Here is a 25,508-nt window from a genome sequence, read left to right on the forward strand (position 1 = left end):
GACCCCATGCCGAACTCAGAAGTGAAACGCCGTAGCGCCGATGGTAGTGTGGGGTCTCCCCATGTGAGAGTAGGGAACTGCCAGGCATCAAATAAGTGAAGAGGCCATCCGAAAGGATGGCCTTTTTGCGTTTCTGCGCTGCACAAACCGTAGGCCGGGTAAGGCGAAGCCGCCACCCGGCAAGTCAGACCGCACACCACTTCACAATAAACTCAGCAATCCCATCCTCATCATTTAAATCCAGCACCGGAACCTCAAGCGGCAATGCCACATCGCTGGCCACCGCAATCACATGCTCATCCAGCGTTAACTCGCTGATATCGTGCCCGGCATCACTTCTGAACAGTAGGATCTTAGGCACGGCCTCATGCTTAAATCCCTCAACCAGCACCAGATCCAGCGTGGAATGATCCATCCGGCTCACCAGATACGCGAGATCCAGCGGTGCCTCATCCGGCGTTTCTGTCATCAATGCCCAACGCTGGTTGCTTGCTACCATTGTCTGCGCGGCACCCACTTTGCGCAGCTCATAGCTATCTTTGCCCGGCTTATCGACATCCATATTATGGTGAGTATGCTTAATCAAGCCTGGACGAATACCGCGGGCGCACAGTGCGGGTATCAGTTTTTTCAGCAACGTGGTTTTTCCTGTCCCACTCCAGGCTGAAATGGCTAAAACAGAATTCATCTCTTCTCCTGCATGGCCTGTAAATCTTCTATTGTGTTCACATTCACGAACGATGTTTTCATGTCGCTAAAATCAACAGTATGTCCGCCGACCTTACGCATAAACACCATCACTCTTCGCTCTCCGGAAGCCAGATAGTCGCTCATAGCAGGAATCAAGGATCGGTTAATGAGCGCGATAGTTGGGTGGTCGCGCTCGCCGTCATGCACCCAGACCACGGGTGAATCACCTCGCTGTTGCACCATCCGTTCCACCAGGCAGGTGGGTATAAAAGGCGTATCACACGAACAAAAGAGAAACCACTCTCCCTGCGACTGCTGCATCACCGAAAGCATGCCGGCCAGCGGCCCCGGAAAATCTGCGAGATTATCCTGATAAACGGGAAACCCGCTGCGCTGGTAAATATCGATATGGCGATTTGCGCTCAGCGCCATTGCCGATACCTGATCGACAAGCGTATCAGCGACATGCTGCCATAAGGGCTTGCCTTTCAGGAGCTGCAGTCCCTTATCTTCCCCGCCCATCCGCGTAGCTCTGCCGCCTGCCAGAACGACCCCAGTGATTTCCAGGCTAAGATTCACGAATATCGCCTCTTTTATTGTGGGATTGACCCTGCTAACGTGTCACTCTAAATGAAAGGAGCACCACCATGAAATGTAAACGTCTGAATGAAGTCATTGAACTCCTCCAGCCAGCCTGGCAAAAAGAGCCAGAGCTGAATCTGATGCAATTCTTACAGAAACTGGCAAAAGAGTCAGGTTTTGACGGCAATCTGGCAGACCTTTCTGACGACATCCTGATCTACCACCTCAAAATGCGCGACTCAGCCAAAGATGCTGTTATTCCTGGTATTCAGAAGGATTATGAGGAAGATTTTAAAACTGCATTGCTGCGCGCCCGAGGCGTAATTAAAGAGTAAAAGCTTGTAAGCGGAGCCACCGAAATCGCTACAAGATGATATCCTGAATCATTCGTATAATTTCCGGATGATCGGATGAACGACCAGGCTTTTACTTTCCAGACACTACACCCGGATACCATTATGGATGCCCTGTTTGAACAGGGTATTCGTGTGGATTCCGGGCTAACTCCGTTAAACAGCTACGAAAACCGCGTCTATCAATTTCAGGACGAGGATCGTCAGCGCTTCGTCGTAAAGTTCTATCGCCCTGAACGTTGGTCTGCACAGCAAATTCAGGAGGAGCACCAGTTTGCTCACGATCTGCTGGTTGATGACGTCCCCGTTGCCGCACCGATAAAGTTCAATAACCAAACGCTGCTCACGCATGAAGGGTTTTACTATGCCGTATTCCCCAGTCTGGGTGGCCGCCAGTTTGAAGCGGATAATATCGATCAGATGGAGTGGGTTGCTCGCTATCTGGGACGCATTCATCAGACGGGACGTAAAAAAGCGTTCACTGCCCGACCAACGATCGGGATTCATGAATATCTCACCGAACCACGTCAGATATTCGAAACGTCTGCGCTGATCCCCGCTGCGTTAAAGGATGATTTCCTCAACGCCACCGATAAGCTTATTGCTGCGGTGAAAACCTGCTGGCGTGATGATATTTCCATTCTGCGCCTGCATGGCGATTGTCACGCCGGAAATATTCTCTGGCGCGATGGTCCACTGTTTGTCGATCTCGACGATGCGCGCATGGGACCAGCGGTTCAGGATCTGTGGATGCTGCTCAATGGCGACAAAGCCGAGCAGCGCATGCAGCTTGAAACGATTATTGAAGCCTATGAAGAATTTAGCCCGTTTAATTCAGACGAAATTGCCCTGATTGAGCCTTTACGTGCGATGCGTTTTGTTTATTATCTCGCATGGTTAATCAGGCGTTGGGACGATCCCGCATTTCCTCGTAATTTCCCGTGGCTTACCGGAGAAGATTACTGGCGCAGCCAGATATCTACATTCACTCAGCAGGTTAAGGTTCTTCAGGAACCCCCTCTGCAATTAACGCCGATGTATTAATTGGACACACCCAGGAGAGAGTTAATCATGAAAAAAATTTGGCTGGCGCTGGCAGGTATGATTCTGGCATTTAGCGCTTCTGCTGCGCAGTTTACCGACGGTAAACAGTTTATCACGCTGGAAAAGCCGGTTGCTGGCGAGCCACAGGTTCTGGAGTTCTTCTCATTCTATTGCCCGCACTGCTATCAATTCGAAGAGGTGCTGCATGTTTCTGACAACGTGAAGAAAAAGCTGCCGGAAGGCACCAAAATGACCAAGTACCACGTTGAATTCCTGGGCCCGTTGGGTAAAGACCTGACTCAGGCGTGGGCGGTTGCGATGGCGCTGGGCGTGGAAGATAAAATCACTGCTCCAATGTTCGAGGCCGTACAGAAAACCCAGACCGTTCAGACCACTGCGGATATCCGCAAAGTGTTCGTTGATGCCGGTGTGAAAGGTGAAGAGTACGACGCCGCGTGGAACAGCTTTGTAGTGAAATCTCTGGTTGCTCAGCAGGAAAAAGCGGCCGCTGATCTGCAGCTTCAGGGCGTTCCGGCGATGTTTGTTAACGGCAAATATCAGCTGAACATGCAGGGCATGGACACCAGCAGCATGGATATTTTCGTACAGCAGTATGCTGATACCGTGAAATACCTGGTTGAGAAGAAGTAATTTCGTTGATATGAAAACGCCGGTCACTGACCGGCGTTTTTGTATGAAGATTTAATGCTGTCTATCTGTTCGTCTTTCTCTTTCCAGAGCGTATTAAGCCACTGCTGGAAACCACGTTTGAAATTCTTATCGTTAACGTAGTCACCGTGCAGCCCGGCATCGATCGGCACTAAATTCACCCGAACAACAATGCGAGTCAGCTTGCCGCTTAGCATATCGAAGAATGGCGTCCTGTCATTTTCCGGATAGCAGAGCGTAACGTTCAGAAGTTTATCGAACTGTGCACCCAGCACGTTAAGCGCCATCGCAATACCCGCCGCCTTTGGCGGAAGCAGGTTCTGATAAGGGGAGCGTGTTTGTTGACGTTTATCTTCCGTAAACCGTGAGCCTTCCACAAAGTTCACGATGGTCGTTGGATGTGCGCGAAACTTTTCACAGGAGCGGCGCGTGGTCTCCACATCCTTACCGCGACGCTCCGGATGACGAATCAGATAGCTGCGCGAATAGCGTTTCATAAACGGCATATCGAGCGCCCAGCAGGCCAGCCCGATAAAGGGCACCCAGGCGAGCTGCTGCTTCAGGAAGTACTTGTTCATCGGGATATGTTTGCGAAAAAGCACGCATAACACCACGATGTCCGCCCAGCTGTGATGATTGCAGATCAGCAGGTACCAGTTCTTTTTGTTGAGGCTCTCCAGCCCTTCGACATCCCACTTCAGATGCGGATTCAGGCACAGCAGGATCGCTAGCCCTTCACACCAGCAATACATCATGAAATTACAAAACGCAGAGACGGATCGCCACACCGCAGGCACAGGCAGCAGCAGTTTAACGATCCCGGCGATAATGATTGGCACAGAACACGCAATCGTCACCAGAATTGTTAAAATGATGCTTAGCGGTAATGTTATTGCAGCGAGCAATCTCGACATGATGAGCTTTTTCAGGTGGTTAGCTTTAATGGACCCGCCGATGATACGGCGCTGGGGGCTGATTTTATCAGAAAAGTGACAAAATTATGGCGCTTTCATATCGTCAATAGACGGCTTTTCCCCTGAAGCAGAAGATTTCTCTATTATTGTGCGCTAATCAGGACTTATATCCACATAGACTAAATTGCCATCAGCAGGCTATTTTCATGCAGTGTTAGTTGTTAACATTATGATATTTAATAATTTATTATCAACGCGTGCCTGCTTTTAGTATCTGTTTTTCATTTGAAGTGAAAATATTCACAAACTTATCCACAGTTTGAATTTTGCGAGCGATCCTCACGATCGCAAAATCTTTTCCTGTATCGAACCTGAATAACTGATGTTTTCATCCTTCTGTGGCATCCTTTACGCATAAATTGATTAAAGGCACGGACATTATGGTTCAGATCCCAGAAAACCCACTTATTCTCGTCGACGGCTCTTCTTACCTGTATCGGGCGTACCATGCGTTTCCTCCTCTGACCAATAGCGCAGGGGAACCTACCGGCGCGATGTACGGCGTGCTGAATATGCTGCGCAGCCTGATTCTTCAATATCAGCCCACCCATGCGGCTGTCGTTTTTGATGCGAAAGGCAAAACCTTCCGCGATGAACTGTTTGAACATTACAAATCCCATCGTCCGCCAATGCCTGACGATCTGCGTGCGCAGATTGAGCCGCTGCACGCCATGGTGAAAGCAATGGGCCTGCCGCTGCTGGCCGTCTCTGGCGTGGAGGCCGACGACGTCATCGGTACGCTGGCGCGCGAAGCTGAAAAAATGGGCCGTCCGGTGCTGATCAGCACCGGTGATAAAGATATGGCGCAGCTGGTGACGCCAGGTATTACCCTGATCAACACCATGACCAACACCATTCTGGGGCCAGAAGAAGTAGTCACTAAGTATGGCGTGCCGCCAGAGCTGATTATCGACTTCCTCGCGTTGATGGGCGACTCCTCGGATAACATTCCTGGCGTTCCTGGCGTCGGTGAAAAAACCGCGCAGGCGCTGCTTCAGGGGCTGGGTGGTCTTGACACGCTCTACGCGGAACCAGAAAAAATCGCCGGACTTTCCTTCCGTGGCGCAAAAACCATGGCCGGGAAGCTGGAAGAGAACAAAGAGGTGGCTTATCTCTCCTATAAGCTGGCAACAATCAAAACCGATGTGGAACTGGAGCTGGGCTGTGAGCAGCTGGAAGTGCAACAGCCTTCCGCTGACGACCTGCTGAGCCTGTTTAAGAAATACGAATTCAAGCGCTGGACCACTGACGTGGAAGCCGGTAAATGGCTGCAGGCTAAAGGGGCCAAACCTGCTGCTAAGCCGAAAGAGACGATTGTCGTTGATGCCGAAGATCAGGCGGAAGAAGAAGCCGCAGCGCTCTCCTTCGACAACTACGAAACCATTCTGGAAGAGTCACAGCTGATCGCCTGGATCGAGAAACTGAAAAAAGCGCCGGTCTTTGCCTTTGACACCGAAACAGACAGCCTCGACAACATCTCAGCCAATATGGTGGGATTGTCCTTTGCGACAGAGCCGGGTATTGCCGCCTACGTTCCCGTGGGGCACGACTACCTGGATGCGCCGGAGCAGATCTCCCGCGAGCGCGCGCTCGAGCTACTGAAGCCGATTCTGGAAGACGAAAAGGCGCTGAAGGTTGGTCAAAACCTCAAGTACGACCGCGGCATTCTGCAGAACTACGGCATTGAGCTGCGCGGGATTGCCTTTGACACTATGCTCGAATCCTACATTCTGGACAGCGTGGCGGGCCGCCATGATATGGATTCCTTATCTGACCGCTGGCTCAAGCACAAAACCATTACCTTTGAAGAGATTGCCGGTAAAGGGAAAAATCAGCTCACCTTTAACCAGATTGCTCTTGAAGAAGCAGGGCGCTACGCGGCGGAAGATGCCGACGTCACGCTGCAACTGCATCTGAAGATGTGGCCGAAACTGCAGAAGCACGAAGGTCCGCTGAACGTATTCCAGCATATTGAAATGCCGCTGGTGCCCGTTCTGTCCCGTATCGAACGCAATGGCGTTAAGATCGATCCAACGGTGCTGCATAACCACTCTGGCGAGCTCGCGCAGCGTTTGACCGAGCTCGAGCAGAAAGCGCATGAGCTTGCAGGCGAGCCGTTTAACCTCTCTTCACCGAAGCAGCTGCAAACCATTCTGTTTGAAAAGCAGGGCATCAAGCCGCTGAAGAAAACCCCTGGCGGCGCGCCGTCAACCTCTGAAGAGGTGCTGGAAGAGCTGGCGCTGGACTACCCGCTGCCAAAAGTGATTCTGCAGTACCGCGGTCTCGCGAAGCTGAAGTCTACCTACACGGACAAACTTCCACTGATGATCAACCCGAAAACGGGCCGTGTGCACACGTCGTATCATCAGGCGGTAGCGGCAACCGGGCGTCTCTCGTCAACCGATCCTAACCTGCAGAACATTCCGGTGCGTAATGAGGAAGGGCGCCGCATTCGTCAGGCCTTTATAGCTCCTGATGACTACCTGATTGTCTCGGCTGACTACTCGCAAATTGAACTGCGCATTATGGCGCACCTGTCCCGCGATAAAGGTCTGCTGACGGCATTTGCGGAAGGAAAAGACATCCACCGGGCGACCGCGGCGGAGGTCTTTGGTTTACCGCTGGACAACGTGACCAACGAACAGCGCCGCAGTGCAAAAGCGATCAACTTCGGTCTAATCTACGGCATGAGCGCGTTTGGCCTTTCACGCCAGCTAAACATTCCGCGCAAAGAGTCGCAGAAGTATATGGATCTTTACTTCGAGCGTTATCCGGGCGTTCTGGAATATATGGAACGCACCCGCGCGCAGGCGAAAGAGAAAGGTTACGTTGAAACCCTGGATGGCCGTCGTCTCTATCTCCCGGACATCAAATCCAGCAACGCGGCGCGCCGCGCTGGCGCAGAGCGTGCGGCGATCAACGCCCCGATGCAGGGTACCGCAGCGGACATCATCAAGCGCGCAATGATCGCTGTTGATGCCTGGCTGGAGAAAGAGAAGCCGCGCGTGAAAATGATCATGCAGGTACACGATGAACTGGTGTTTGAAGTGCACAAAGACGATCTCGATATTGTGTCGAAAAAGATCCATGAACTGATGGAAAGCAGCATGACGCTAGACGTGCCGTTGCTGGTGGAAGTGGGAAGTGGTGAAAACTGGGATCAGGCTCACTAAAGGTTCTGTGAATAACGCGCTTTTTATGTAAGTTAGCAACATAACAACGCGCGTTTTGTGACGATCATTAGAATTCCCTATGTAAAGAATGAAAAAAAACTACAAAAAGTGCTTTTTCTACAGCAAAAAAAGGGGTAGAGTTATCGACGTAGGGTACAGAGGTAAGATGTTCTATCTTTCAGACCTTTTACTTCACGTAATCGGATTTGGCTGAATATTTTAGCCGCCCCAGTCAGTAATGACTGGGGCGTTTTTTATTGCGGCAAATAAAAGTTCGGGCAAAAAAAAGCGCGGACATTGCCGCGCTCGGTATTACTCTTCTTCCGCTTCCGTCGCGGGTTCCAGCTCGTTAAACCAGCTGTCGAGCTTCTGACGCAGCTTGTCCACGCCCTGTTTTTTCAGCGAAGAGAAAGGCTCAACCTGTACATCGCCATTGAAGGCCAGTACCGCTTCGCGAACCATATTCACCTGCGCTTTACGCGCGCCGCTTGCCAGCTTGTCGGCTTTCGTCAGCAGCACCAGCACGGCGATATCGCTTGCTACGGCCCAGTCGATCATCTGCTGATCGAGATCTTTTAGCGGGTGACGAATATCCATCAGCACCACCAGACCTTTCAGGCACAGGCGTTTTTCCAGGTATTCGCCCAGCGCACGCTGCCACTTGATCTTCATCTCTTCAGGCACCTGCGCATAACCGTATCCCGGCAAGTCTACGAGGCGTTTGCCTTCAGCCACTTCAAAGAGGTTAATCAGCTGGGTACGGCCAGGTGTTTTTGAGGTCCGCGCCAGGTTCTTCTGATTGGTCAGCGTATTCAGGGCGCTGGATTTCCCCGCATTTGAGCGGCCAGCAAATGCCACTTCAATACCGGTATCAGAAGGCAGGTGGCGAATATCGGGCGCACTGGTGACAAAATGCGTCTGTTGGTAGTTCCAGGTAGTCACGTGGTCGTCTCCAAAAATCGTAATCTGGAGGGATTATACCCGAATGCGGGCAAAAGGCTTTTCTCATTGCACGAGGCTTGCAGGCGAATGCCCAAACGGCTGTAAGAGATCGGCTAATGTTGCTATGGGAGATTTCAGAGAATTCGCAGACGTCAAAAAATGCAAACTGTTTTAAATCATAAGTTTATTTCCAGGTAATTATCTGAAAATCCGTATTTGTACCGTTTCGTTGCTTGTTAGTTTAACGGAACAAGGTAAAGTATGCGGCAAGGCGAGGAAGCCAACAGGAAATCGACTTAAGGATTAGGGTCAGGAGCGCCAGGAGGCGAAGACGCAGGATAGTCAGGACGACCAGCGCCTGGAGGCGTTTTAACAGGAAATGGAACCATACACGGACGGTATCAGCCAAAGGATAAACAGGGTGTGTTGTTGGTAAACATGGAATGTCTGACCCGTTAAGGGTTGTGAGTCAGGAAAAAAGGCGACAGATTGCTCTGTCGCCTTTTTTCTTTGCTTGCTTTCTGCTAGATTTCGCCGCAATTCTATACTGAAGAAAACGACTTTAAGATAAAACATCATGAAAAAACCAACCTCCGCTGCGGGCGCGAAACGCCCAGCAAAAGCACGCCGCAAAACGCGCGAAGAACTGAACCAGGAAGCGCGCGACCGCAAACGCGACAAAAAACATCGCGGTCATGCTGCGGGTAGCCGTGCCAACGGCGGTGGTGCAGCGGGCGCCTCTGCAAAAGGCAAACAGCAGAAAGACCCTCGTATCGGCAGTAAAACTCCCATTCCACTGGGCGTGACAGACACCCCGGTCACTAAGCAGCACAAACCAAAGAGCGAGAAACCTATGCTTTCACCGCAGGCTGAGCTGGATATGCTGGAGAACGATGAGCGCCTGGACGCGCTGCTGGAACGTCTTGAAGAGGGTGAAACCCTGACCGCCGAAGAGCAGTCATGGGTAGATGCCAAACTGGACCGCATTGATGAGCTAATGCAGAAGCTGGGTCTGTCTTACGATGACGAAGACGACGAAGAGGAAGAAGAAAAGCAGGAAGATATGATGCGTCTTCTGAAAGGTGGAAACTAACATTTGCACCCGGCAGGCACGATAGTCCTGCTTATAACCCTTCCGGTTATATGTTATCTGGTGTGGTTATTCGTTAAACTACGGCGGTTGTCGCGGCGACAGAAGTGGCTGCGCACCCGAATGATGGCCCGCGATGGGGCCAGAACGGGCCGCCGTATACGAACGCGACACCAACGGAAGGAGTGAGCATGTCAGCACCAACTATCGACTGGGATTTGGCCCTAATCCAGAAGTATAACTATTCCGGGCCGCGTTATACCTCATACCCCACCGCGCTGGAGTTCTCCGATGCCTTCGGCGAGGCGGATTTTCTTCAGGCCGTCGCGCGCTATCCAGAGCGTCCGCTGTCGCTCTACGTCCATATTCCGTTCTGTCATAAGCTCTGCTACTTCTGCGGCTGCAATAAAATCGTGACCCGTCAGCAGCATAAAGCCGACCAATACCTCGATGCGCTCGAACAGGAAATTGTGCACCGCGCACCGCTATTTAAAGGTCGTCACGTCAGCCAGCTTCACTGGGGGGGCGGCACGCCAACGTATCTCAATAAGGCGCAAATAAGCCGCCTGATGACGCTGCTGCGCGGAAATTTCAATTTTAACGACGACGCCGAAATCTCGATCGAAGTCGATCCGCGTGAAATTGAGCTGGATGTACTGGATCACTTACGCGCCGAAGGCTTTAATCGTCTGAGCATGGGCGTGCAGGATTTCAATAAAGAGGTGCAGCGTCTGGTCAACCGCGAGCAGGACGAGGAATTTATCTTCGCCTTACTCAACCACGCGCGCGACATCGGCTTTACCTCGACCAACATCGACCTGATTTACGGCCTGCCAAAGCAGACGCCGGAGAGCTTCGCCTTCACGCTGAAGCGCGTGGCTGAACTTAGCCCGGACCGCCTGAGCGTCTTTAACTACGCGCACCTGCCGACGCTATTCGCCGCCCAGCGCAAAATCAAAGATGCCGATCTGCCTTCTGCCCAGCAGAAGCTGGATATCCTGCAGGAAACCATCACCTCTCTGACCGAGAGCGGCTATCAATTTATCGGCATGGATCACTTTGCCCGTCCGGATGACGAGCTGGCGATTGCCCAGCGCGAAGGCGTACTGCACCGTAACTTCCAGGGTTATACCACACAGGGCGATACCGATCTGCTCGGCATGGGTGTCTCCGCCATCAGCATGATCGGTGACTGCTACGCGCAGAACCAGAAAGAGCTGAAGCTCTACTACCAGCAGGTTGATGCAACCGGCAACGCGCTATGGCGCGGCATCGCGCTGACCCGTGATGACTGCATTCGTCGTGATGTGATTAAGGCGCTTATCTGCAACTTCCGTCTCGACTTTAGCGACGTGGAAGCACAGTGGGATCTGACATTCAGCGAATATTTTGCGGAAGACCTGAAGCTGATTGCGCCGCTGGCGAAAGACGGGCTGGTGGATGTGTCGGAGAACGCGATTGAGGTCACGCCGAAAGGGCGTCTGTTGATCCGTAATATCTGCATGTGCTTTGACGCGTATCTGCGCCAGAAGGCGCGTATGCAGCAGTTTTCACGGGTGATTTAAGGCGCAAAGCCGGGTAAGGCGAAGCCGCTACCCGGCTTTTACATTTCACCCTGCTAGCTAAACAGCCCAACCAGCGCCGCACATAATACCGCCGCAACGGCAGTTTGTGGCGTGTGGCTTTCAGCTGCTCCGCTCGACAGTAAAGTCACTAATGATTCCAGCATGATGGTTCCCCCAATTTCCGGGCACGATCATACAAAACTCATCGGAACAGTAAAGCGCAAAATAACGGCAATTTGCGCTCAATTAATAACCTTTACACAGCGGGGTACGATCACTCCATTCCCAGCTCTTTCAGCTTGCGCGTCAGGGTATTACGTCCCCATCCCAGCAGGCGCGCGGCTTCTTGCTTATGGCCCTGCGTATGACGAAGCGCGGTGGTCAACAGCGTACGCTCCATCTCTGGCTGAGCCTCAGACAGCAGGTTTTGATGACCGGAACGCAGCGCGCGGTCGGCCCACTGCGCCAGCAGCGTTGCCCAGCTGTCCGGCAGCGCGTGCCCGGTGCTGCTTTCGGGCGCGGTGGCCTCAAACAGTTCGGCAGGGAGATCCTGAATCAACACTTCCTGGCCGGCGGCCATCACGGTCAGCCAGCGGCAGGTGTTTTCCAGCTGGCGTACGTTGCCCGGCCACGCCAGACGGGTGAGGGCGGCATCGGTTTCCGGGTGAAGCTGCTTGGCTTCCACGCCCAACTCGCGGGCCGCCACCTGCAGGAAATGACGCGCCAGGCGCGGGATATCTTCCCGACGCTCGCGCAGCGGCGGCAGGTGGACGCGGATCACGTTCAGGCGATGGAATAAATCCTCACGGAATTTGCCCTCCTGCACGCGCAGCTCCAGGTTCTGGTGCGTCGCGGCGATAATACGCACGTCCACCTTCACCGGCGCATAGCCGCCCACGCGGTAAAACTGCCCGTCGGCCAGCACGCGCAGCAGGCGAGTTTGAACGTCCAGCGGCATATCGCCGATCTCGTCCAGGAACAGCGTGCCGCCGTCAGCCTGCTCAAAGCGCCCCTGGCGAATGGTATTCGCGCCGGTAAACGCCCCTTTTTCGTGGCCGAACAGCTCGGACTCAATCAAATCCTTCGGGATCGCCGCCATATTGAGGGCGATAAACGGCGCTTTTGCCCGCGGGCTGTGGCGATGTAACGCATGCGCCACCAGCTCTTTACCTGTACCCGATTCCCCGTTAATCAACACGCTGATGGACGAGCGGGACAGACGGCCAATAATGCGAAACACGTCCTGCATCGCCGGCGCTTCGCCGATGATGTCGGTGGTTGGCCCAAAATCGGGTGCGTGGCGTGGCTGTTGTTGCTCCTGGTAGTGGCTAATCGCGCGCTCAACCAGCGCCACCGCTTCGTCGATATCGAACGGTTTGGGCAGATAATCGAACGCCCCTTGCTGATAGGCGCTCACCGCGGCATCCAGGTCGGAATGAGCCGTCATTATGATGACCGGAAGCATAGGATGGCGCTGTTTGATCTGCTTTAACAGCGCCAGCCCGTCCATGCCCGGCATGCGAATATCCGACAGCAGAACGTCCGGCGTTTTGGTGGTGAGTGCGTCGAGCACCTCGCTGCCGCTCTCAAACGTCGTGCAGCTTAAACCTGCCCCTGTGAGCGCGCGTTCAAGCACCCAACGGATGGAGCTATCGTCATCGACTACCCAGACTATCCCTCGTTGCATAAACGTCACCTTTATTTTTTAATCGGCAGGAAAACCGAAAACTCGGTATGTCCCGGCCAACTGGTAAATTCAATTTTTCCGGAGTGCTGATCGATCAAGCTGCGGGCGATAGATAAGCCCAGTCCCGTACCGCCTTCGCGCCCGCTTACCATTGGGTAGAACAGGGTGTCCTGCAGATGAGAAGGAATGCCAGGCCCGTTATCCTCAACGTCGATGCGTGCCGCCAGACGATAGCGCACGCCGTGCAGCGTGAGCTGGAAGGCGGTGCGTGTGCGTAAAATAATCTCGCCGCCTTCCGGCCCCAGCGCCTGCAGAGCATTGCGCACAATATTCAGCAGAACCTGCTCAATCTGGTCCGGGTCATGCGCCAGTTCCGGCAGGCTTGGGTCGTAATCACGCACCAGCGTGACGTTCTCCGGCAGCTCCATGGAGACGAGCTTCACCACCCGTTCAGCGACTTTATGAATACTTTCTGAAACGTGCATACCCGGCTGCTGCGGCCCGAGCAGGCGATCGACCAGGTTACGCAGGCGGTCCGCCTGCTCAATGATGACGTTGGTGTACTCCGCCAGCGCGGGATCGGGCAGCGCCTTGGTCAGAAGCTGCGCCGCGCCGCGTAACCCACCCAGCGGGTTTTTGATTTCATGCGCCAGACCGCGCACCAGGTCACGGGCGGCAATTTGCTGCGCATGCTGAAGCTGCTCCTGGCTCAGGCGACGCTGATTATCCATCGGCGCCATTTCCAGCAGGATCAGTCCTTCCGGCAAACGTTGCGCGGTAAGGGAAAGAATATGTGAGCGCCCGTCGATCACCAGCGTGACTTCGTTATCGGTGAACCCCTGACCGGCCTGCAAACTTTCCTGCATCAGGCCAATATTCAGCGAGAAATAGCTCAATAACTCAGGAAGCGGGGTGCCAAACAGTTTGCGTGAACTCTGGGCGAGCAGCTGTTGCGCCGCCGGGTTGGCGTAATGGACGGCCAGCTCGTCGTCGACCAGCAGGATGCTGTTAATCAAAGAATTGAGGATCTGCCCAGCATCGGGCAGCGTGCCAGTTGCCATTCAGCAGTCTCCTGGAGTCGTTGCACTGTTTTAGTGCAGTATAGCGGTTTCGGCGTAAAAAGCGCGTGAGATCAGGTTGTTGGTGGAGAAAAAAGCCCATCCGGAGATGGGCTAAAAGTTTCCACGGCAACTACCCCCGGCGCTTTTGACGCCGGGTAAAACAACTAAATTAAACGCTGTAGTACAGTTCGAACTCAACCGGATGCGGAGTCATACGCACGCGGTCGTTCTCTTCAGTACGCAGGGCGATGTAAGCATCGATAGCGTCGTCAGTGAATACGCCACCCGCAGTCAGGAACTCGCGGTCTGCATCCAGCGCCTGCAGGGCTTCTTCCAGAGAGCCAGCAACCTGTGGGATCTCTTTCGCTTCTTCTGGCGGCAGGTCGTACAGGTTTTTGTCCATCGCTTCGCCTGGGTGGATCTTGTTCTTGATACCGTCCAGACCGGCCATCAGCAGCGCTGCGAAGCACAGGTATGGGTTAGCCGCTGGATCCGGGAAGCGAACTTCGATACGACGCGCTTTAGGAGACGCCACCACCGGGATACGGATAGAAGCAGAACGGTTACGCGCAGAGTAGGCCAGCATAACTGGCGCTTCGTAGCCCGGGACCAGACGCTTGTAGGAGTTAGTGGTTGGGTTCGCCAGGGCATTGATCGCTTTAGCGTGTTTGATTACGCCGCCGATGTAGTACAGCGCCTGCTCGGACAGACCGGCATATTTGTCGCCAGAGAACAGGTTGGTACCGTTCTTGGACAGAGACATGTGGCAGTGCATACCGGAACCGTTGTCGCCAAACATTGGTTTTGGCATGAAGGTCGCGGTTTTACCGAAACGGTGCGCAACGTTGTGCACAACGTATTTGTAGATCTGAATTTCGTCCGCTTTTTTGGTCATGGTGTTGAAGCGGGTTGCCACTTCGTTCTGACCCGCAGTCGCCACTTCGTGGTGGTGCGCTTCAACAACCAGGCCCATCTCTTCCATCACCAGACACATGGTGGAACGGATATCCTGTGCAGAGTCGACCGGAGGAACCGGGAAGTAACCGCCTTTCACACCAGGACGGTGACCTTTGTTACCACCTTCGTATTTGGTGGAAGAGTTCCATGCGCCTTCGATGTCGTCGATAGCCACGTGGGAGCCAGAAATAGAGGCACCGAAGCGGATGTCGTCGAACAGGAAGAACTCTGGCTCTGGCCCGAACAGAACGGTGTCCGCGATGCCGGTGGAACGCAGGTACTCTTCAGCGCGTTTAGCGATAGAACGTGGGTCGCGGTCGTAGCCCTGCAGCGTGCCTGGCTCGAGGATGTCGCAGCGGATGATCAGGGTTGGTTCTTCGAAGAACGGATCAATGACCGCAGTGGTTGCGTCTGGCATCAGAACCATGTCGGATTCGTTAATGCCTTTCCAGCCACCAATGGAGGAGCCGTCAAACATTTTGCCTTCTTCAAAGAATTCGGCGTTCACCTGATGAGCAGGGATTGTGACGTGCTGTTCTTTACCTTTGGTATCGGTGAAGCGCAGATCAACAAACTTCACTTCATGTTCGTTCAGCATCGTCAAAACGTGTTCAGCGGACATACTTAACTCTCCAGATTGGTCATTGTCGTCGTGGTAACGAGGTCTTCAATTTCTGTTGGTACTGGCTGTTGCCATGTATTTTTTATAAAGCGAAATCTGTGCCAACTTTTAAAACACCCCAAAAAGGCGTTATCATGCGCACCATAGTGCAAAAGGGCTGCACCATGATGGATTTGTTGCACCAGTATAGTGCTTCAATGTGAACATTAAGCACCATATTGGTGCAATTTACGTTAAAGTGCCCTTTTACCGCTCCGTGAAAGCGATCACAAAGCATCTCTGCAATACTTGTTTGCGGGGGATGTTTGTGATCCTGTTTTGTAGTGCGATTAATCCGTGTACAATAACGCGCTATTTCTAAATGCCTGAGGCAAAGTTGTGATCGAAAATTTGCGTAACATCGCCATCATCGCGCACGTTGACCATGGTAAAACTACCCTGGTTGATAAGCTGCTGCAGCAATCCGGTACGTTTGATGCGCGTGCCGAAACCCAAGAACGCGTGATGGACTCCAACGATTTGGAGAAAGAGCGTGGGATTACCATCCTCGCGAAAAACACCGCGATTAAATGGAATGACTACCGTATCAACATCGTTGATACCCCAGGGCACGCCGACTTCGGTGGTGAAGTTGAACGTGTAATGTCCATGGTAGACTCCGTTCTGCTGGTCGTTGACGCAATGGATGGCCCAATGCCACAGACGCGCTTCGTGACCAAAAAAGCTTTTGCCCATGGTCTGAAGCCAATCGTTGTTATCAACAAAGTTGACCGCCCTGGCGCGCGTCCTGACTGGGTTGTTGACCAGGTCTTCGACCTGTTCGTTAACCTCGACGCGACCGACGAGCAGCTGGACTTCCCTATCGTTTACGCCTCTGCGCTGAACGGTATCGCAGGTCTGGACCACGAAGACATGGCTGAAGACATGACCCCGCTGTATCAGGCGATTGTTGACCGTGTTCCTGCGCCAAACGTTGACCTGGAAGGCACCCTGCAGATGCAGATCTCCCAGCTCGACTACAACAACTACGTTGGCGTAATCGGCATTGGCCGTATCAAGCGCGGTAAAGTGAAGCCTAACCAGCAGGTCACTATCATCGATAGCGAAGGCAAAACCCGTAACGGTAAAGTCGGTAAAGTCCTGACTCACCTGGGTCTTGAGCGTATCGAGAGCGACATCGCTGAAGCGGGCGACATCATCGCGATCACCGGTCTGGGTGAACTGAACATCTCCGACACCATCTGCGATCCGCAGAACGTCGAAGCGCTGCCAGCCCTGTCCGTTGATGAACCAACCGTATCCATGTTCTTCAACGTCAACACCTCTCCGTTCTGTGGTAAAGAAGGTAAGTTCGTTACCTCTCGTCAGATCCTTGACCGTCTGAACAAAGAGCTGGTGCACAACGTTGCGCTACGCGTTGAAGAAACCGAAGATGCTGATGCATTCCGCGTTTCCGGTCGTGGTGAGCTGCACCTGTCTGTTCTGATCGAAAACATGCGTCGTGAAGGTTTCGAGATGGCGGTTTCCCGTCCGAAAGTAATCTTCCGTGAAATCGATGGCCGTAAACAAGAGCCGTTCGAAAACGTAACGCTGGACGTAGAAGAGCAGCACCAGGGTTCTGTGATGCAGGCACTGGGCGAGCGTAAAGGCGACCTGAAAAACATGAATCCAGACGGCAAAGGCCGCGTACGTCTCGACTACGTGATCCCAAGCCGTGGCCTGATCGGCTTCCGTTCTGAGTTCATGACCATGACCTCCGGTACCGGCCTGCTGTACTCCACCTTCAGCCACTACGACGACGTTCGTCCGGGCGAAGTGGGCCAGCGTAACAACGGCGTACTGATCTCCAACGGTCAGGGTAAAGCGGTTGCGTTTGCGCTGTTCGGTCTGCAGGATCGCGGTAAGCTGTTCCTGGGTCACGGTGCTGAAGTTTACGAAGGCCAGATCATCGGTATTCACAGCCGTTCTAACGACCTGACGGTAAACTGCCTGACCGGTAAGAAGCTGACCAACATGCGTGCGTCCGGTACTGACGAAGCAACGGTTCTGGTTCCACCGATCAAGATGACCCTGGAGCAGGCTCTGGAGTTCATTGATGATGACGAACTGGTAGAAGTGACTCCACAGTCAATTCGTATCCGTAAACGTCACCTGACCGAGAACGATCGTAAACGTGCTATGCGCGGTGCGAAAGAAGACTAATACGGTCAATCCGTAGTAAAAAAAGCCGCTGAGAAATCAGCGGCTTTTTTATTAGAACGAATAACGTAACCCCAGGCGGATCCTGTACTGCTCGCGGTTGTAATCATTCCATCTGTCCAGCCACTGGAGTTCGAGGTACGGCAGCCAGTTTCTGTCGATCTTATAGCTGAACTTGTTGGTAATTTCCCAGTGATGGTCTTTGCCATTTTTGCTGTGGTAGTCATTCACCCGCTGGAAAAAATGCGGCTCAAAGGTGTAGAAAAACGCATCCGTCACCTTGAAATTCCAGTAGTTGGCGAATTCGTGCGTGTCGTTCTTATCCATCTGCCCGTTATAGTCCGGCGTATCGTAATTGTTATGGTTATAGCGATAGCGGAACGTCAGATTAAACCCGTCCGTGAATTTATAGTTGGTATCTAAATAAACCGCGCCACCCGAACCGGCGCTGCTGTCGTTGATCAACCCGCCCGGCTGGAAGGTGAGTTTGTCCGTCGGTTTAAAGAGCGGATACCACCCCTCTATTTCGTTATAGCTGTGCTTGAGCTCATCCCACCTCCCCACGTTGTAGGCGTTGGTGAACATCAACCCCGCGCCCATATCGAAGTTATAGCCCGCACGCAGGATCACCTCGTGCAGCTCAGAAGCCGTATTGTAGGCTTCGCGGGTTTCGACATAGGCCCCGGCAAATACCGGGCAGGACACAGACGACACGATCAGTACAGTGATGATTCTTTTCATAATTTGTCCATGTATCAGGTACAGAAAGGCCTCCCTCCTGATAAACAGGAAGGACATAGTGGCCGAATTTATTGTTATAAAGTGACTGCTGACGCTTTATTGTTGGGTGTTATCTCAGGGGTATTCGCTGACTGTTTTTTCCGTTTTCCAATCTCCTCGATAATAAAGGCGAAGCGCGCTTCGTTGAGTTTATAAAACAGCCCCATGGTCACGGCGGCGACGATTGCCAGGCCGCACGGCCAGAGGAAAATAAGCTGACGCAAACCCAGCAGCGTGCCCGCGCTCTGCACCGCATGAGGAACGTAACCGATCTGGGTCAGCATGATGCCGGGCAGGAAGCCGGCGAGAGCGGCGGAGATTTTGCGCGAGAAGGTGTAGCCGGTGTAAACCGATCCCTCGGCGCGGATGCCGGTTTTCCACTCGCCGTAATCAACGGTATCCGGCACCAGCGCCCAGTTCAGGCTATTCACAAACGCGGTGCCGAAAAAGGCCATGCAGGAAAACAGCACGAACAGCAGGGAGCTGGTTCCCCAGAAGAAGTTCAGCACGTCGCCCACCGCCCACAGCGTCAGCCCGCCCAGATAGACCGGCTTCTTGCCAAAGCGCTTCACCGCGCCGGGTACCAGAAACACGCCAATCAGAATGCAGCCCATGCTGAAAAAGCCCATCCACGACAGCAGATGCAGATCGTTTAGCACGTACTGGGTGTAATAGACCTGAATCGCCAGCTTGATGTTGAACGCGGCGAGAGTACACAGGTTGGCAATGCACAGCACCAGCAGCGGCGGATTGCGGAAAATCGCGCAGAACGATTTCAGAATGCCGGGCTTATGGTGATCGGGCGTTATCTCGACGTAGCGTTCTTTCACGCCGCTATAGCACCACCACATGCAGAACAGGCCGCCGGTGACGAACACCAGCGCGGCCACCAGATAGCCCAGGGAGGGTTGGCTGACGAACAGCGCCTGAATGGGCATAAAACCGACGGTGCAGAGTAACAGCCCCACCGTGGCGCCACCCTGTCGCCACGCCGCCAACTGCGCGCGCTCGTTCGGGTTTTTGGTGATGGCAGGGACCATCGCACCATAGGCACAGTTCATCAGGCTGTAGCAGAGCCCAAACATCATGAAGAGCACGGTGGCGATGGCCGTTTTGACCGTCAGGCTAAAGTCGTTGGCCATAAACTGCGCCGTCGCGACCAGCGCCACCGGCACGGAGGCGTAAAGAATGAATGGCCGGAACTTCCCCCTCGGTCCGATGTTTCGCCGGGAATCCAACAGCACCCCGGTCAGCATGTCGGTGAACGCGGTGAAAAACTTCGCCACCAGGAAAATTATGCCGCCGTAGAACGCGGGCATCCCCAGTTCATCGGTGTAAAACTTCAGCAGGTACAGCGTGCCAATACACAGCATCAGGTTCGAGCCAAAATCGCCCATCCCGTAGGCGCACTTCTCTCGCAGGCTCAATTTCAGGGTTAACGGATCAGTATTGTGTGTCATGGTCGATCCTCAGAGCGCCCCGCAGGGCGCTCTATCACGTCATTTAGGCCGTACGTTTGCGCAGTTCGATCTCTTCCACGATGCGCACATACATCTTCTCGTTGAGGTTGTAGAAGCAGCCCATCGCCACGATGGTGATGACCGCCAGCAGGCTCGGGTAGATAAATATCAGCTGCCGCAGCCCTTCAACCGTCCCGGCGGACTGCACCACGTTGGGCACATAGCCGATCTGCGTGAGCATAATCCCCGGGAAGAAGCCCGCCAGCGCCTGGGATACCTTACGGAAGAAGGTAAAGCCGGTGTAGACCGTCCCTTCGGAGCGCACGCCGGTGCGCCACTCGCCGTATTCCACGGTATCGGACACCAGCGCCCAGTTCAGACTGTTCACGAACGCGGAGCCGAAGAACGCTAGGCAGGAGAACGCCACAAAGCTCACCGAGCCGCCGCCGAAGAAGTAGTTGAGCAGGTCGCCCGCCACCCAAATTGCCAGCCCGCTGATGTAGACCTTTTTCTTGCCGAAGCGCCGCACCGCGCCGGGCATCATAAAGACGCCGATAAAAATACAGCCCATGCTGAAGAAACCCATGTACGACAGCAGGATTGGGTCGTTCAGCACGTACTGCGTGTAGTAGACCTGAATGGCGAGCTTAACGTTAAACGCGCCCAGCGTGCACAGGTTCGCGATACACAGGATAAACAGCGGACGGTTCCCGGCAATGGCGCGAAACGACTGCAGCAGCCCCGGCTTTTGCGCCGGGTTAGCGGGCTGCATCTCGACGTAACGCTCGGTGACGCCCTTATAGCACCACCACATAAAGAACAGCCCGAACAGCGAGAAGAGGGTGGCGGCAAAGATGTAGCCAAGCTGGTCGTTACCCTCAATCAGGTTCATCACCGGGACAAAGCCCACCGTACAGAGCAGCAGGCCGAGCGTGGCGCCGCCCTGACGCCAGGCCGCCAGCGAGGCGCGCTCGTCCGGGTTTTTGGTGATGGCGGGCACCATCGCGCCGTAAGAGCAGTTCATCATGCTGAAGAACAGGCCGTACAGCATGAACAGCACCGTCGCCATCACCGTTTTGCCGGTCATCTCAAATGGCGTACCGACGAAGTTGGCAATCGCCAGTAAGGTCACCGGGAAGGCGGCATACAGCACGAACGGGCGGAATTTCCCTTTCGGACCAATCTTGCGTCGGGAGTCGAGCATGATTCCGGTGCCCATATCGGTGAAGGCGGTAAAGAACTTCGCAATCAGGAAGATAATCCCGCCGTAGGTGCCGGGCAGCCCCAGCACGTCGGTGTAAAACTTCAGCAAATAGAGCGTGCCGATATCCAGCAGGATGTTTGAGCCGAGATCGCCCATCCCGTAGGCGAGTTTTTCTTTAAACGGCAGGCGTAGGGTTGCCGGATCGGAAGTATGTTGACTCATTATTGTTCTCCGTCTGCCCGCAGGTTTCCCTGCGGGCGAGCCTTATCAGATATCACGTAAGGTGCTAAACAGATCTGCCCATTCGCTGTGCTGGCGATAGAAGACCGGCGGCTTGCCGATCGGGGCATCAACGGTCACGTCACCGCCCTGGCAGGTTTCTCCGGTCCACGCATTGACCCAGCTGTCCTGCGGCAGATAGAGCGACCAGTCCCGGCGGCCCTCTTCATGAACCGGTGCCACCAGCAGATCGCGGCCAAACAGGTACTGGTATTTCAGCGTGTAGGCGCGCGCGTCGTCCTCATAGTGCAGGAACAGCGGACGCATCACCGGCAGGCCGCTTTTCGCGTTCTGCGCGACCGCAGCTTTGATGTACGGCTTAAGGGTGGTGAACACGGTGGTCATGCGCGCGAAGTGCGCGATGGTTTCCGCATCGCCGTCGAACTGCCAGTTGTCGCCAGGGCGGTTGCCCTCGTGGGTACGCATCATCGGCGTAAAGGCGCTGAAGTCGCACCAGCGCAGCAGCAGTTCCTTGCTGCGCTTCATCTCAAACAGGGTGGTATAGCCGCCGATGTCGCTGTGGTGCAGGCCGTGCCCGGTCATCGCCAGCGACAGCGCTGCGGGCACGACGGACGCCAGACCGTCGTCCAGGCTCCAGTCAACGTTCTGATCCCCCGCCCACATCATCACCGAGTGCTTCTGGCTGCCGGTGTAGCCCGCGCGCATGAAGAACAGGATCTCCCCGAGCTTGCCGGTCTCCTGGAGCGCCTCGTAGTTACATTTCGCCCACAGGGCAGGCCAGGCGTTATGCATGAGCTCCGCGCTCACGCCGTTGTGCAGGAAGGTATCGGTCGGCAGATATTCCCCGAAATCGGCCATCCAGCCGCCGCAACCCAGTTCGATCAGATTCTTTTTGATGACCTCTTTGTACCAGCCGTAGGCTTCCGGGTTGGTCAGGTCGATAACGCCCGCGTAGAACTCGCCGAACTCAACGTGGTAGTCCTCGCCGTTGGCGTTTTTGGTCAGATAGCCGCGTTTCGCCGCCTCTTCGCAGAGATCTTTATCGCTGGCGACGTACGGGTTGATATAGGAGAGGAATTGTACGCCCTCCTGCTTCCACTGCCCGATCCGCTCGTCAAGCTGCGGATAGAGCTCGCTGTTCCACTTCCAGTTCCACATCACGCGTTTGCCGAAGGAGGTCATGCGGATGCCGGACCAGTCCTGCGCCCAGATGCCGTTCACCTTCACGCCGCCCTCGCGCATGGCGTCGAGCTTCTGCTGGCACACCTCGGTGCCGCCCTGGATGCCCAGCGTCACGCCGTCGTAAACCCAGTCCGGCAGCTCAGGCTGGCGCCCCAGCAGGCCGGTCAGTTTTTCCAGCAGATCGACGTAGGTTTGTGCACATTCGAAGCGCAGCGTGGCGTTATCTTCCCAGAACGCCAGCTCGTGGAAATCCGGCGCGCTGAAGTCAAAGTTCATGTAGCAGCTGTTATCCACGTGGCAGTAGTACTTCTGGGTGCTCACAAAGGTAGGCTGCGGGAAGAAGGTCCAGTAGTAGTCACCACCCGCGTTCTCTTTACAGTCGGCCTGCCAGGTGACGTAGGTCTGCTTGTTGCGGCCCACGCCCTGCTCGCTAGTCCACAGCGGGAACGGCTTGCCGCGCAGATCGAAGTACGAGAACTGCTCGCCGCAGCCGTAGATATGATCTTCCGGCTGCGCCGCCAGCCGCAGCCAGATGCGGTTATGGCTGGCGGCATCATTTTTCAGCTTCAGCTCCAGACGGCCTTCCGCATCCACGCCCACCAGCAGCGTCGCGCTTACCGCATCGCCGCGGGTAAAGCGGATCGCCCAGCCCGCGCTTTGCTGCGTGACGGTCGCGTCCGTCAGGGCAATCTTTTCGTTGAGCTTGTCTTTAATGCTGAAATTGCCGCGAAACATCTCGATATCGGCCTCGCCTGCTCCGATCCAAAGGCAAGGGGCATCCACGGTGTGGGATAAAATCAGACGATCCTGCCAGCGCAGGGTAAAGCCACGTTCGTTATTTTTTAGGTCAATATTGTGTAGGGTACGCATAAAAACTCCGTCTTTATTATTTGGCCTGGCTGTCCAGCAATCCGGCGGCGACGGCAGGCGCTAAGCCCGGCGCCAGCGGCAGGCGGGGGATCACCAGGCAGTGCAGCAGATGGTAAATATCCTGCTTGCCGTCCCAGACTTTGGTGGTCACTTCGTTATTGGTGTCCAGCTCCTGCCACCAGGAACCGTTTTCGTAATCCATCAGGTACTTGATGCAGTAATCCCACCACTTCTGATACCAGGCTTCGTACTGCGCTTCGCCGGTCACGGTATAGAGGGCATAGGCCGTGCCCATCGCCTCGACGATTGGCCAGCGCACGCGTTCGCGGACGATAGGCTTGCCATCCCAGCCCACGGAATAGACAAACCCGTCGGCGCCGTCGGGTGCCCAGGCGTCGCGGATGGTGGCGTGGAACAGGCCTTTCGCATCTTCCAGCAGCCATTCAGGTGGAGTTTCAAAGCGCGCTTCCAGCGCGGCGCGCAGGTGCAGCATCAGGCGGCCCCACTCAATCCAGTGCCCCGGCGTGCCGCCGTAGGCGCGGAAGCGGTGGGCAGGGTTATCGATGTTGTAATCGCGGATCGGGTTCCAGTCGGTGTCGAAATGCTCGTTAACGCGATACTCACCTTTGCGCGCTACGTCGTGAATAATCACCGAGGCGATGCGCAGGGCGCGGTCGAGCCATTTGCGGTCGTGGGTTACGTCATAGACAATCAGGAAGGCTTCCACGGCGTGCATGTTGGCGTTACCGCCGCGGTAATCTTCCGTTTTGCTGAAGGCTTCATCCCAGGACTCGAGGCACATTTGCTCCTGTTCGCTCCAGAAGTAGCGCTCAATCACCTCGATGGCATCGTCCAGCAGCTTGCGTGCCTGCGGGTGTCCGGTGGTGACGGCGCTCGCCGCGCCCAGCAGGACGAAGAAGTGCTGATAACCCTGCTTGGAGGCGTCGACCACGCCCTCATCGTTGACGCAGGCATACCAGCCGCCGTGCTGGCTGTCGCGCAGCGGGCCGTTGAGGGCGTTAATACCGTGCTCAACCAGGGCATACGCGCCGGGACGGCCCATGTTCGCCGCCACCGCGTACACGTGAAGCATGCGGGCGGTGATCCACAGATGGGTGCCCATATCGCTGCGAACCTGCCCGTTATTGCCCAGCCAGCCAAAGCCGGTCGGTACGGCGGCGTTTTTGCCGAAATCGAGAATGCGGTCGGTCTCTTGTTCGAGCCAGCGGTTGTGGCTCAGGGTGTTAAACCATTTCATGTTCGGGTCCTTTCTTAACGGCGAGCCATCATTTCGTCGACGATCTCACCCAGACGCTGAAGTTTTGGTACGGAAATATCACGCAGCATCAGCTCGGTATCCGGCAGGCCAATCACCGAGGACCAGACGGCGCGACCGGCTAAAAAGCCCGATGCCCCAGCCTGCATCGCCACGCTCACGGCGCGCGGGAACAGCTTATCGTCCACGCCGGACGAGAGGATCACCCACGGCATGGCGATGTTCTCGTTCAGCTTCTGCGAGGCCGCCAGCAGTTCCTGCTGGGTGCCCTTGCCGAACAGCGGCATCTCCACCTTGTAAAGGTCGGCACCGCTGTCGCCCAGCTCTTTAGCCGCATCGATAATCGCCTGTTCGCGGTTAAATTCGGCTCCGCGACGCGGCGGACGCACCACAGGCTCGATAATGCTCAGCAGCCCGTTGTCGTGGCACAGCGTATTGAACGCTTTCACCATCTCCAGGCGCTGCTGCGGATCTTCATCGCTACGCCACAGCACCAGCAGCTTCAGCGCCTTGCCGCCATCGCGTTTGATCGCCTGCGCGTCGATGTTCTTGTCGATGACCACGCTGTCGACCGGGATCCCGTTCCCTGGAATAAACTCGTCGGCCGCCACAATCATCGCGCAGCTTTCGGCAACGGCCTGCTGCTCCACAATCTGGCGATAGCAAAACTGCTGATCGACGAGAATGGCAGAGGCGTACGGCGACAGAATCTTCGCCGCGTTGACCTTAAAATCCGTCAGGTGCTGGTCGGTTACCGGCACCGGCGCGCCTGCGGCGGCAAACATCAGGCGCATCGCTTCGCGCTGATCCACGGCCAGCATTGCAAAACCGCCGGAAGGTCGGGTGATATCTTTCAGGGTGTACATCGTCATTCCTCAGTCCTTTCGT

General features: G+C 54.9%; 23 protein-coding genes and 1 rRNA gene. 10 read left to right on the forward strand and 14 right to left on the reverse strand.

Translation table 11 applies throughout. The features are described from left to right. Window positions 1–86: ribosomal RNA gene (gene rrf / locus AC2FAJ_RS20405) — 5S ribosomal RNA — on the forward strand; the annotation flags it as partial. 98 nt (window positions 87–184) lie between these two features. Here the strand turns inward: rrf and mobB are convergent. Both mobB and mobA read right to left on the reverse strand, forming a co-directional pair. Continuing rightward, window positions 185–688 (reverse strand): molybdopterin-guanine dinucleotide biosynthesis protein MobB, encoded by a 504-nt coding sequence (gene mobB, locus AC2FAJ_RS20410; protein ID WP_485454471.1) that lies wholly within the window; start codon window positions 686–688, stop codon window positions 185–187. Beyond that, on the reverse strand, window positions 685–1,269 hold the full coding sequence (mobA, locus tag AC2FAJ_RS20415) for a molybdenum cofactor guanylyltransferase MobA (protein ID WP_045630629.1): 585 nt from the start codon (window positions 1,267–1,269) through the stop codon (window positions 685–687). The genes mobB and mobA overlap by 4 nt, the downstream gene beginning before the upstream one ends. A gap of 68 nt (window positions 1,270–1,337) precedes the next feature. On the opposite strand from mobA, the gene AC2FAJ_RS20420 reads away from it, so the two are divergent. From AC2FAJ_RS20420 to dsbA, 3 genes are all read left to right on the forward strand, one after another. Beyond that, window positions 1,338–1,607 carry a YihD family protein gene (locus AC2FAJ_RS20420; protein WP_116343731.1) on the forward strand — a complete coding sequence of 90 codons (270 nt, stop codon included), beginning with the start codon at window positions 1,338–1,340 and terminating at the stop codon, window positions 1,605–1,607. A 75-nt stretch (window positions 1,608–1,682) separates the two neighbouring features. Further along, the gene (locus AC2FAJ_RS20425; protein WP_153656900.1) at window positions 1,683–2,669 is read left to right on the forward strand and encodes a serine/threonine protein kinase; all 987 of its coding nucleotides are present in this window, start codon (window positions 1,683–1,685) and stop codon (window positions 2,667–2,669) included. 27 nt (window positions 2,670–2,696) lie between these two features. Next, a complete protein-coding gene (dsbA, locus tag AC2FAJ_RS20430; RefSeq protein WP_028014899.1) occupies window positions 2,697–3,320 on the forward strand; it encodes a thiol:disulfide interchange protein DsbA in 624 nt (207 codons plus the stop codon). A 23-nt stretch (window positions 3,321–3,343) separates the two neighbouring features. Here the strand turns inward: dsbA and AC2FAJ_RS20435 are convergent, their stop codons facing one another. Continuing rightward, complete coding sequence (locus AC2FAJ_RS20435) at window positions 3,344–4,195, reverse strand: acyltransferase (protein ID WP_223824783.1); 852 nt, start codon at window positions 4,193–4,195, stop codon at window positions 3,344–3,346. Here AC2FAJ_RS20435 and AC2FAJ_RS20440 point away from each other — a divergent pair. The 3 genes from AC2FAJ_RS20440 (at window position 4,092) to spfP (ending at window position 7,699) form a co-directional block, all read left to right on the forward strand. After that, on the forward strand, window positions 4,092–4,331 hold the full coding sequence (locus AC2FAJ_RS20440; protein WP_227013203.1) for a hypothetical protein: 240 nt from the start codon (window positions 4,092–4,094) through the stop codon (window positions 4,329–4,331). The two genes, AC2FAJ_RS20435 and AC2FAJ_RS20440, sit on opposite strands and share 104 nt — an antisense overlap. A gap of 361 nt (window positions 4,332–4,692) precedes the next feature. Next, window positions 4,693–7,485, forward strand: a complete 2,793-nt coding sequence (polA, locus tag AC2FAJ_RS20445; RefSeq protein WP_485454472.1) for a DNA polymerase I — start codon at window positions 4,693–4,695, stop codon at window positions 7,483–7,485. 166 nt (window positions 7,486–7,651) lie between these two features. Beyond that, complete coding sequence (gene spfP, locus AC2FAJ_RS20450; protein WP_071892919.1) at window positions 7,652–7,699, forward strand: small protein SpfP; 48 nt, start codon at window positions 7,652–7,654, stop codon at window positions 7,697–7,699. A 98-nt stretch (window positions 7,700–7,797) separates the two neighbouring features. Here spfP and yihA read toward each other — a convergent pair whose 3' ends face one another. Further along, window positions 7,798–8,427, reverse strand: coding sequence for a ribosome biogenesis GTP-binding protein YihA/YsxC (yihA, locus tag AC2FAJ_RS20455; protein WP_045630625.1), 630 nt, complete (start codon window positions 8,425–8,427; stop codon window positions 7,798–7,800). Between the two features lie 577 nt (window positions 8,428–9,004). Here yihA and yihI point away from each other — a divergent pair. Further along, window positions 9,005–9,520, forward strand: a complete 516-nt coding sequence (yihI, locus tag AC2FAJ_RS20460; protein ID WP_028014895.1) for a Der GTPase-activating protein YihI — start codon at window positions 9,005–9,007, stop codon at window positions 9,518–9,520. A gap of 188 nt (window positions 9,521–9,708) precedes the next feature. Further along, the gene (gene hemN, locus AC2FAJ_RS20465) at window positions 9,709–11,082 is read left to right on the forward strand and encodes an oxygen-independent coproporphyrinogen III oxidase (RefSeq protein WP_485454473.1); all 1,374 of its coding nucleotides are present in this window, start codon (window positions 9,709–9,711) and stop codon (window positions 11,080–11,082) included. A 53-nt stretch (window positions 11,083–11,135) separates the two neighbouring features. On the opposite strand, the gene AC2FAJ_RS20470 is transcribed toward hemN, so the two are convergent. The 4 genes from AC2FAJ_RS20470 to glnA form a co-directional block, all read right to left on the reverse strand. Further along, window positions 11,136–11,246 (reverse strand): YshB family small membrane protein, encoded by a 111-nt coding sequence (locus AC2FAJ_RS20470; protein WP_017382667.1) that lies wholly within the window; start codon window positions 11,244–11,246, stop codon window positions 11,136–11,138. A 110-nt stretch (window positions 11,247–11,356) separates the two neighbouring features. Continuing rightward, window positions 11,357–12,769 carry a nitrogen regulation protein NR(I) gene (gene glnG, locus AC2FAJ_RS20475; protein WP_028014893.1) on the reverse strand — a complete coding sequence of 471 codons (1,413 nt, stop codon included), beginning with the start codon at window positions 12,767–12,769 and terminating at the stop codon, window positions 11,357–11,359. A gap of 11 nt (window positions 12,770–12,780) precedes the next feature. Continuing rightward, the gene (gene glnL / locus AC2FAJ_RS20480; RefSeq protein ID WP_014172250.1) at window positions 12,781–13,830 is read right to left on the reverse strand and encodes a nitrogen regulation protein NR(II); all 1,050 of its coding nucleotides are present in this window, start codon (window positions 13,828–13,830) and stop codon (window positions 12,781–12,783) included. 169 nt (window positions 13,831–13,999) lie between these two features. Next, window positions 14,000–15,409, reverse strand: a complete 1,410-nt coding sequence (glnA, locus tag AC2FAJ_RS20485) for a glutamate--ammonia ligase (RefSeq protein ID WP_008501856.1) — start codon at window positions 15,407–15,409, stop codon at window positions 14,000–14,002. A 378-nt stretch (window positions 15,410–15,787) separates the two neighbouring features. On the opposite strand from glnA, the gene typA reads away from it, so the two are divergent. Beyond that, on the forward strand, window positions 15,788–17,611 hold the full coding sequence (typA, locus tag AC2FAJ_RS20490; RefSeq protein WP_028014891.1) for a ribosome-dependent GTPase TypA: 1,824 nt from the start codon (window positions 15,788–15,790) through the stop codon (window positions 17,609–17,611). A gap of 51 nt (window positions 17,612–17,662) precedes the next feature. Here typA and ompL read toward each other — a convergent pair whose 3' ends face one another. The 6 genes from ompL to yihT form a co-directional block, all read right to left on the reverse strand. Further along, window positions 17,663–18,349 (reverse strand): porin OmpL, encoded by a 687-nt coding sequence (gene ompL / locus AC2FAJ_RS20495; RefSeq protein ID WP_045630623.1) that lies wholly within the window; start codon window positions 18,347–18,349, stop codon window positions 17,663–17,665. Window positions 18,350–18,423: 74 nt separating this feature from the next. Beyond that, the gene (locus AC2FAJ_RS20500) at window positions 18,424–19,848 is read right to left on the reverse strand and encodes an MFS transporter (RefSeq protein ID WP_280030199.1); all 1,425 of its coding nucleotides are present in this window, start codon (window positions 19,846–19,848) and stop codon (window positions 18,424–18,426) included. 43 nt (window positions 19,849–19,891) lie between these two features. Next, on the reverse strand, window positions 19,892–21,274 hold the full coding sequence (locus AC2FAJ_RS20505; protein ID WP_045630621.1) for an MFS transporter: 1,383 nt from the start codon (window positions 21,272–21,274) through the stop codon (window positions 19,892–19,894). Between the two features lie 45 nt (window positions 21,275–21,319). Beyond that, complete coding sequence (locus AC2FAJ_RS20510; RefSeq protein WP_485454474.1) at window positions 21,320–23,344, reverse strand: alpha-glucosidase; 2,025 nt, start codon at window positions 23,342–23,344, stop codon at window positions 21,320–21,322. 16 nt (window positions 23,345–23,360) lie between these two features. After that, complete coding sequence (gene yihS / locus AC2FAJ_RS20515) at window positions 23,361–24,602, reverse strand: sulfoquinovose isomerase (protein WP_193357977.1); 1,242 nt, start codon at window positions 24,600–24,602, stop codon at window positions 23,361–23,363. A 14-nt stretch (window positions 24,603–24,616) separates the two neighbouring features. Beyond that, window positions 24,617–25,492 carry a sulfofructosephosphate aldolase gene (yihT, locus tag AC2FAJ_RS20520; protein ID WP_188246135.1) on the reverse strand — a complete coding sequence of 292 codons (876 nt, stop codon included), beginning with the start codon at window positions 25,490–25,492 and terminating at the stop codon, window positions 24,617–24,619. Window positions 25,493–25,508: the final 16 nt, after the last annotated feature.

It is taken from the genome of Enterobacter cloacae complex sp. 385G4, from assembly GCF_057320665.1.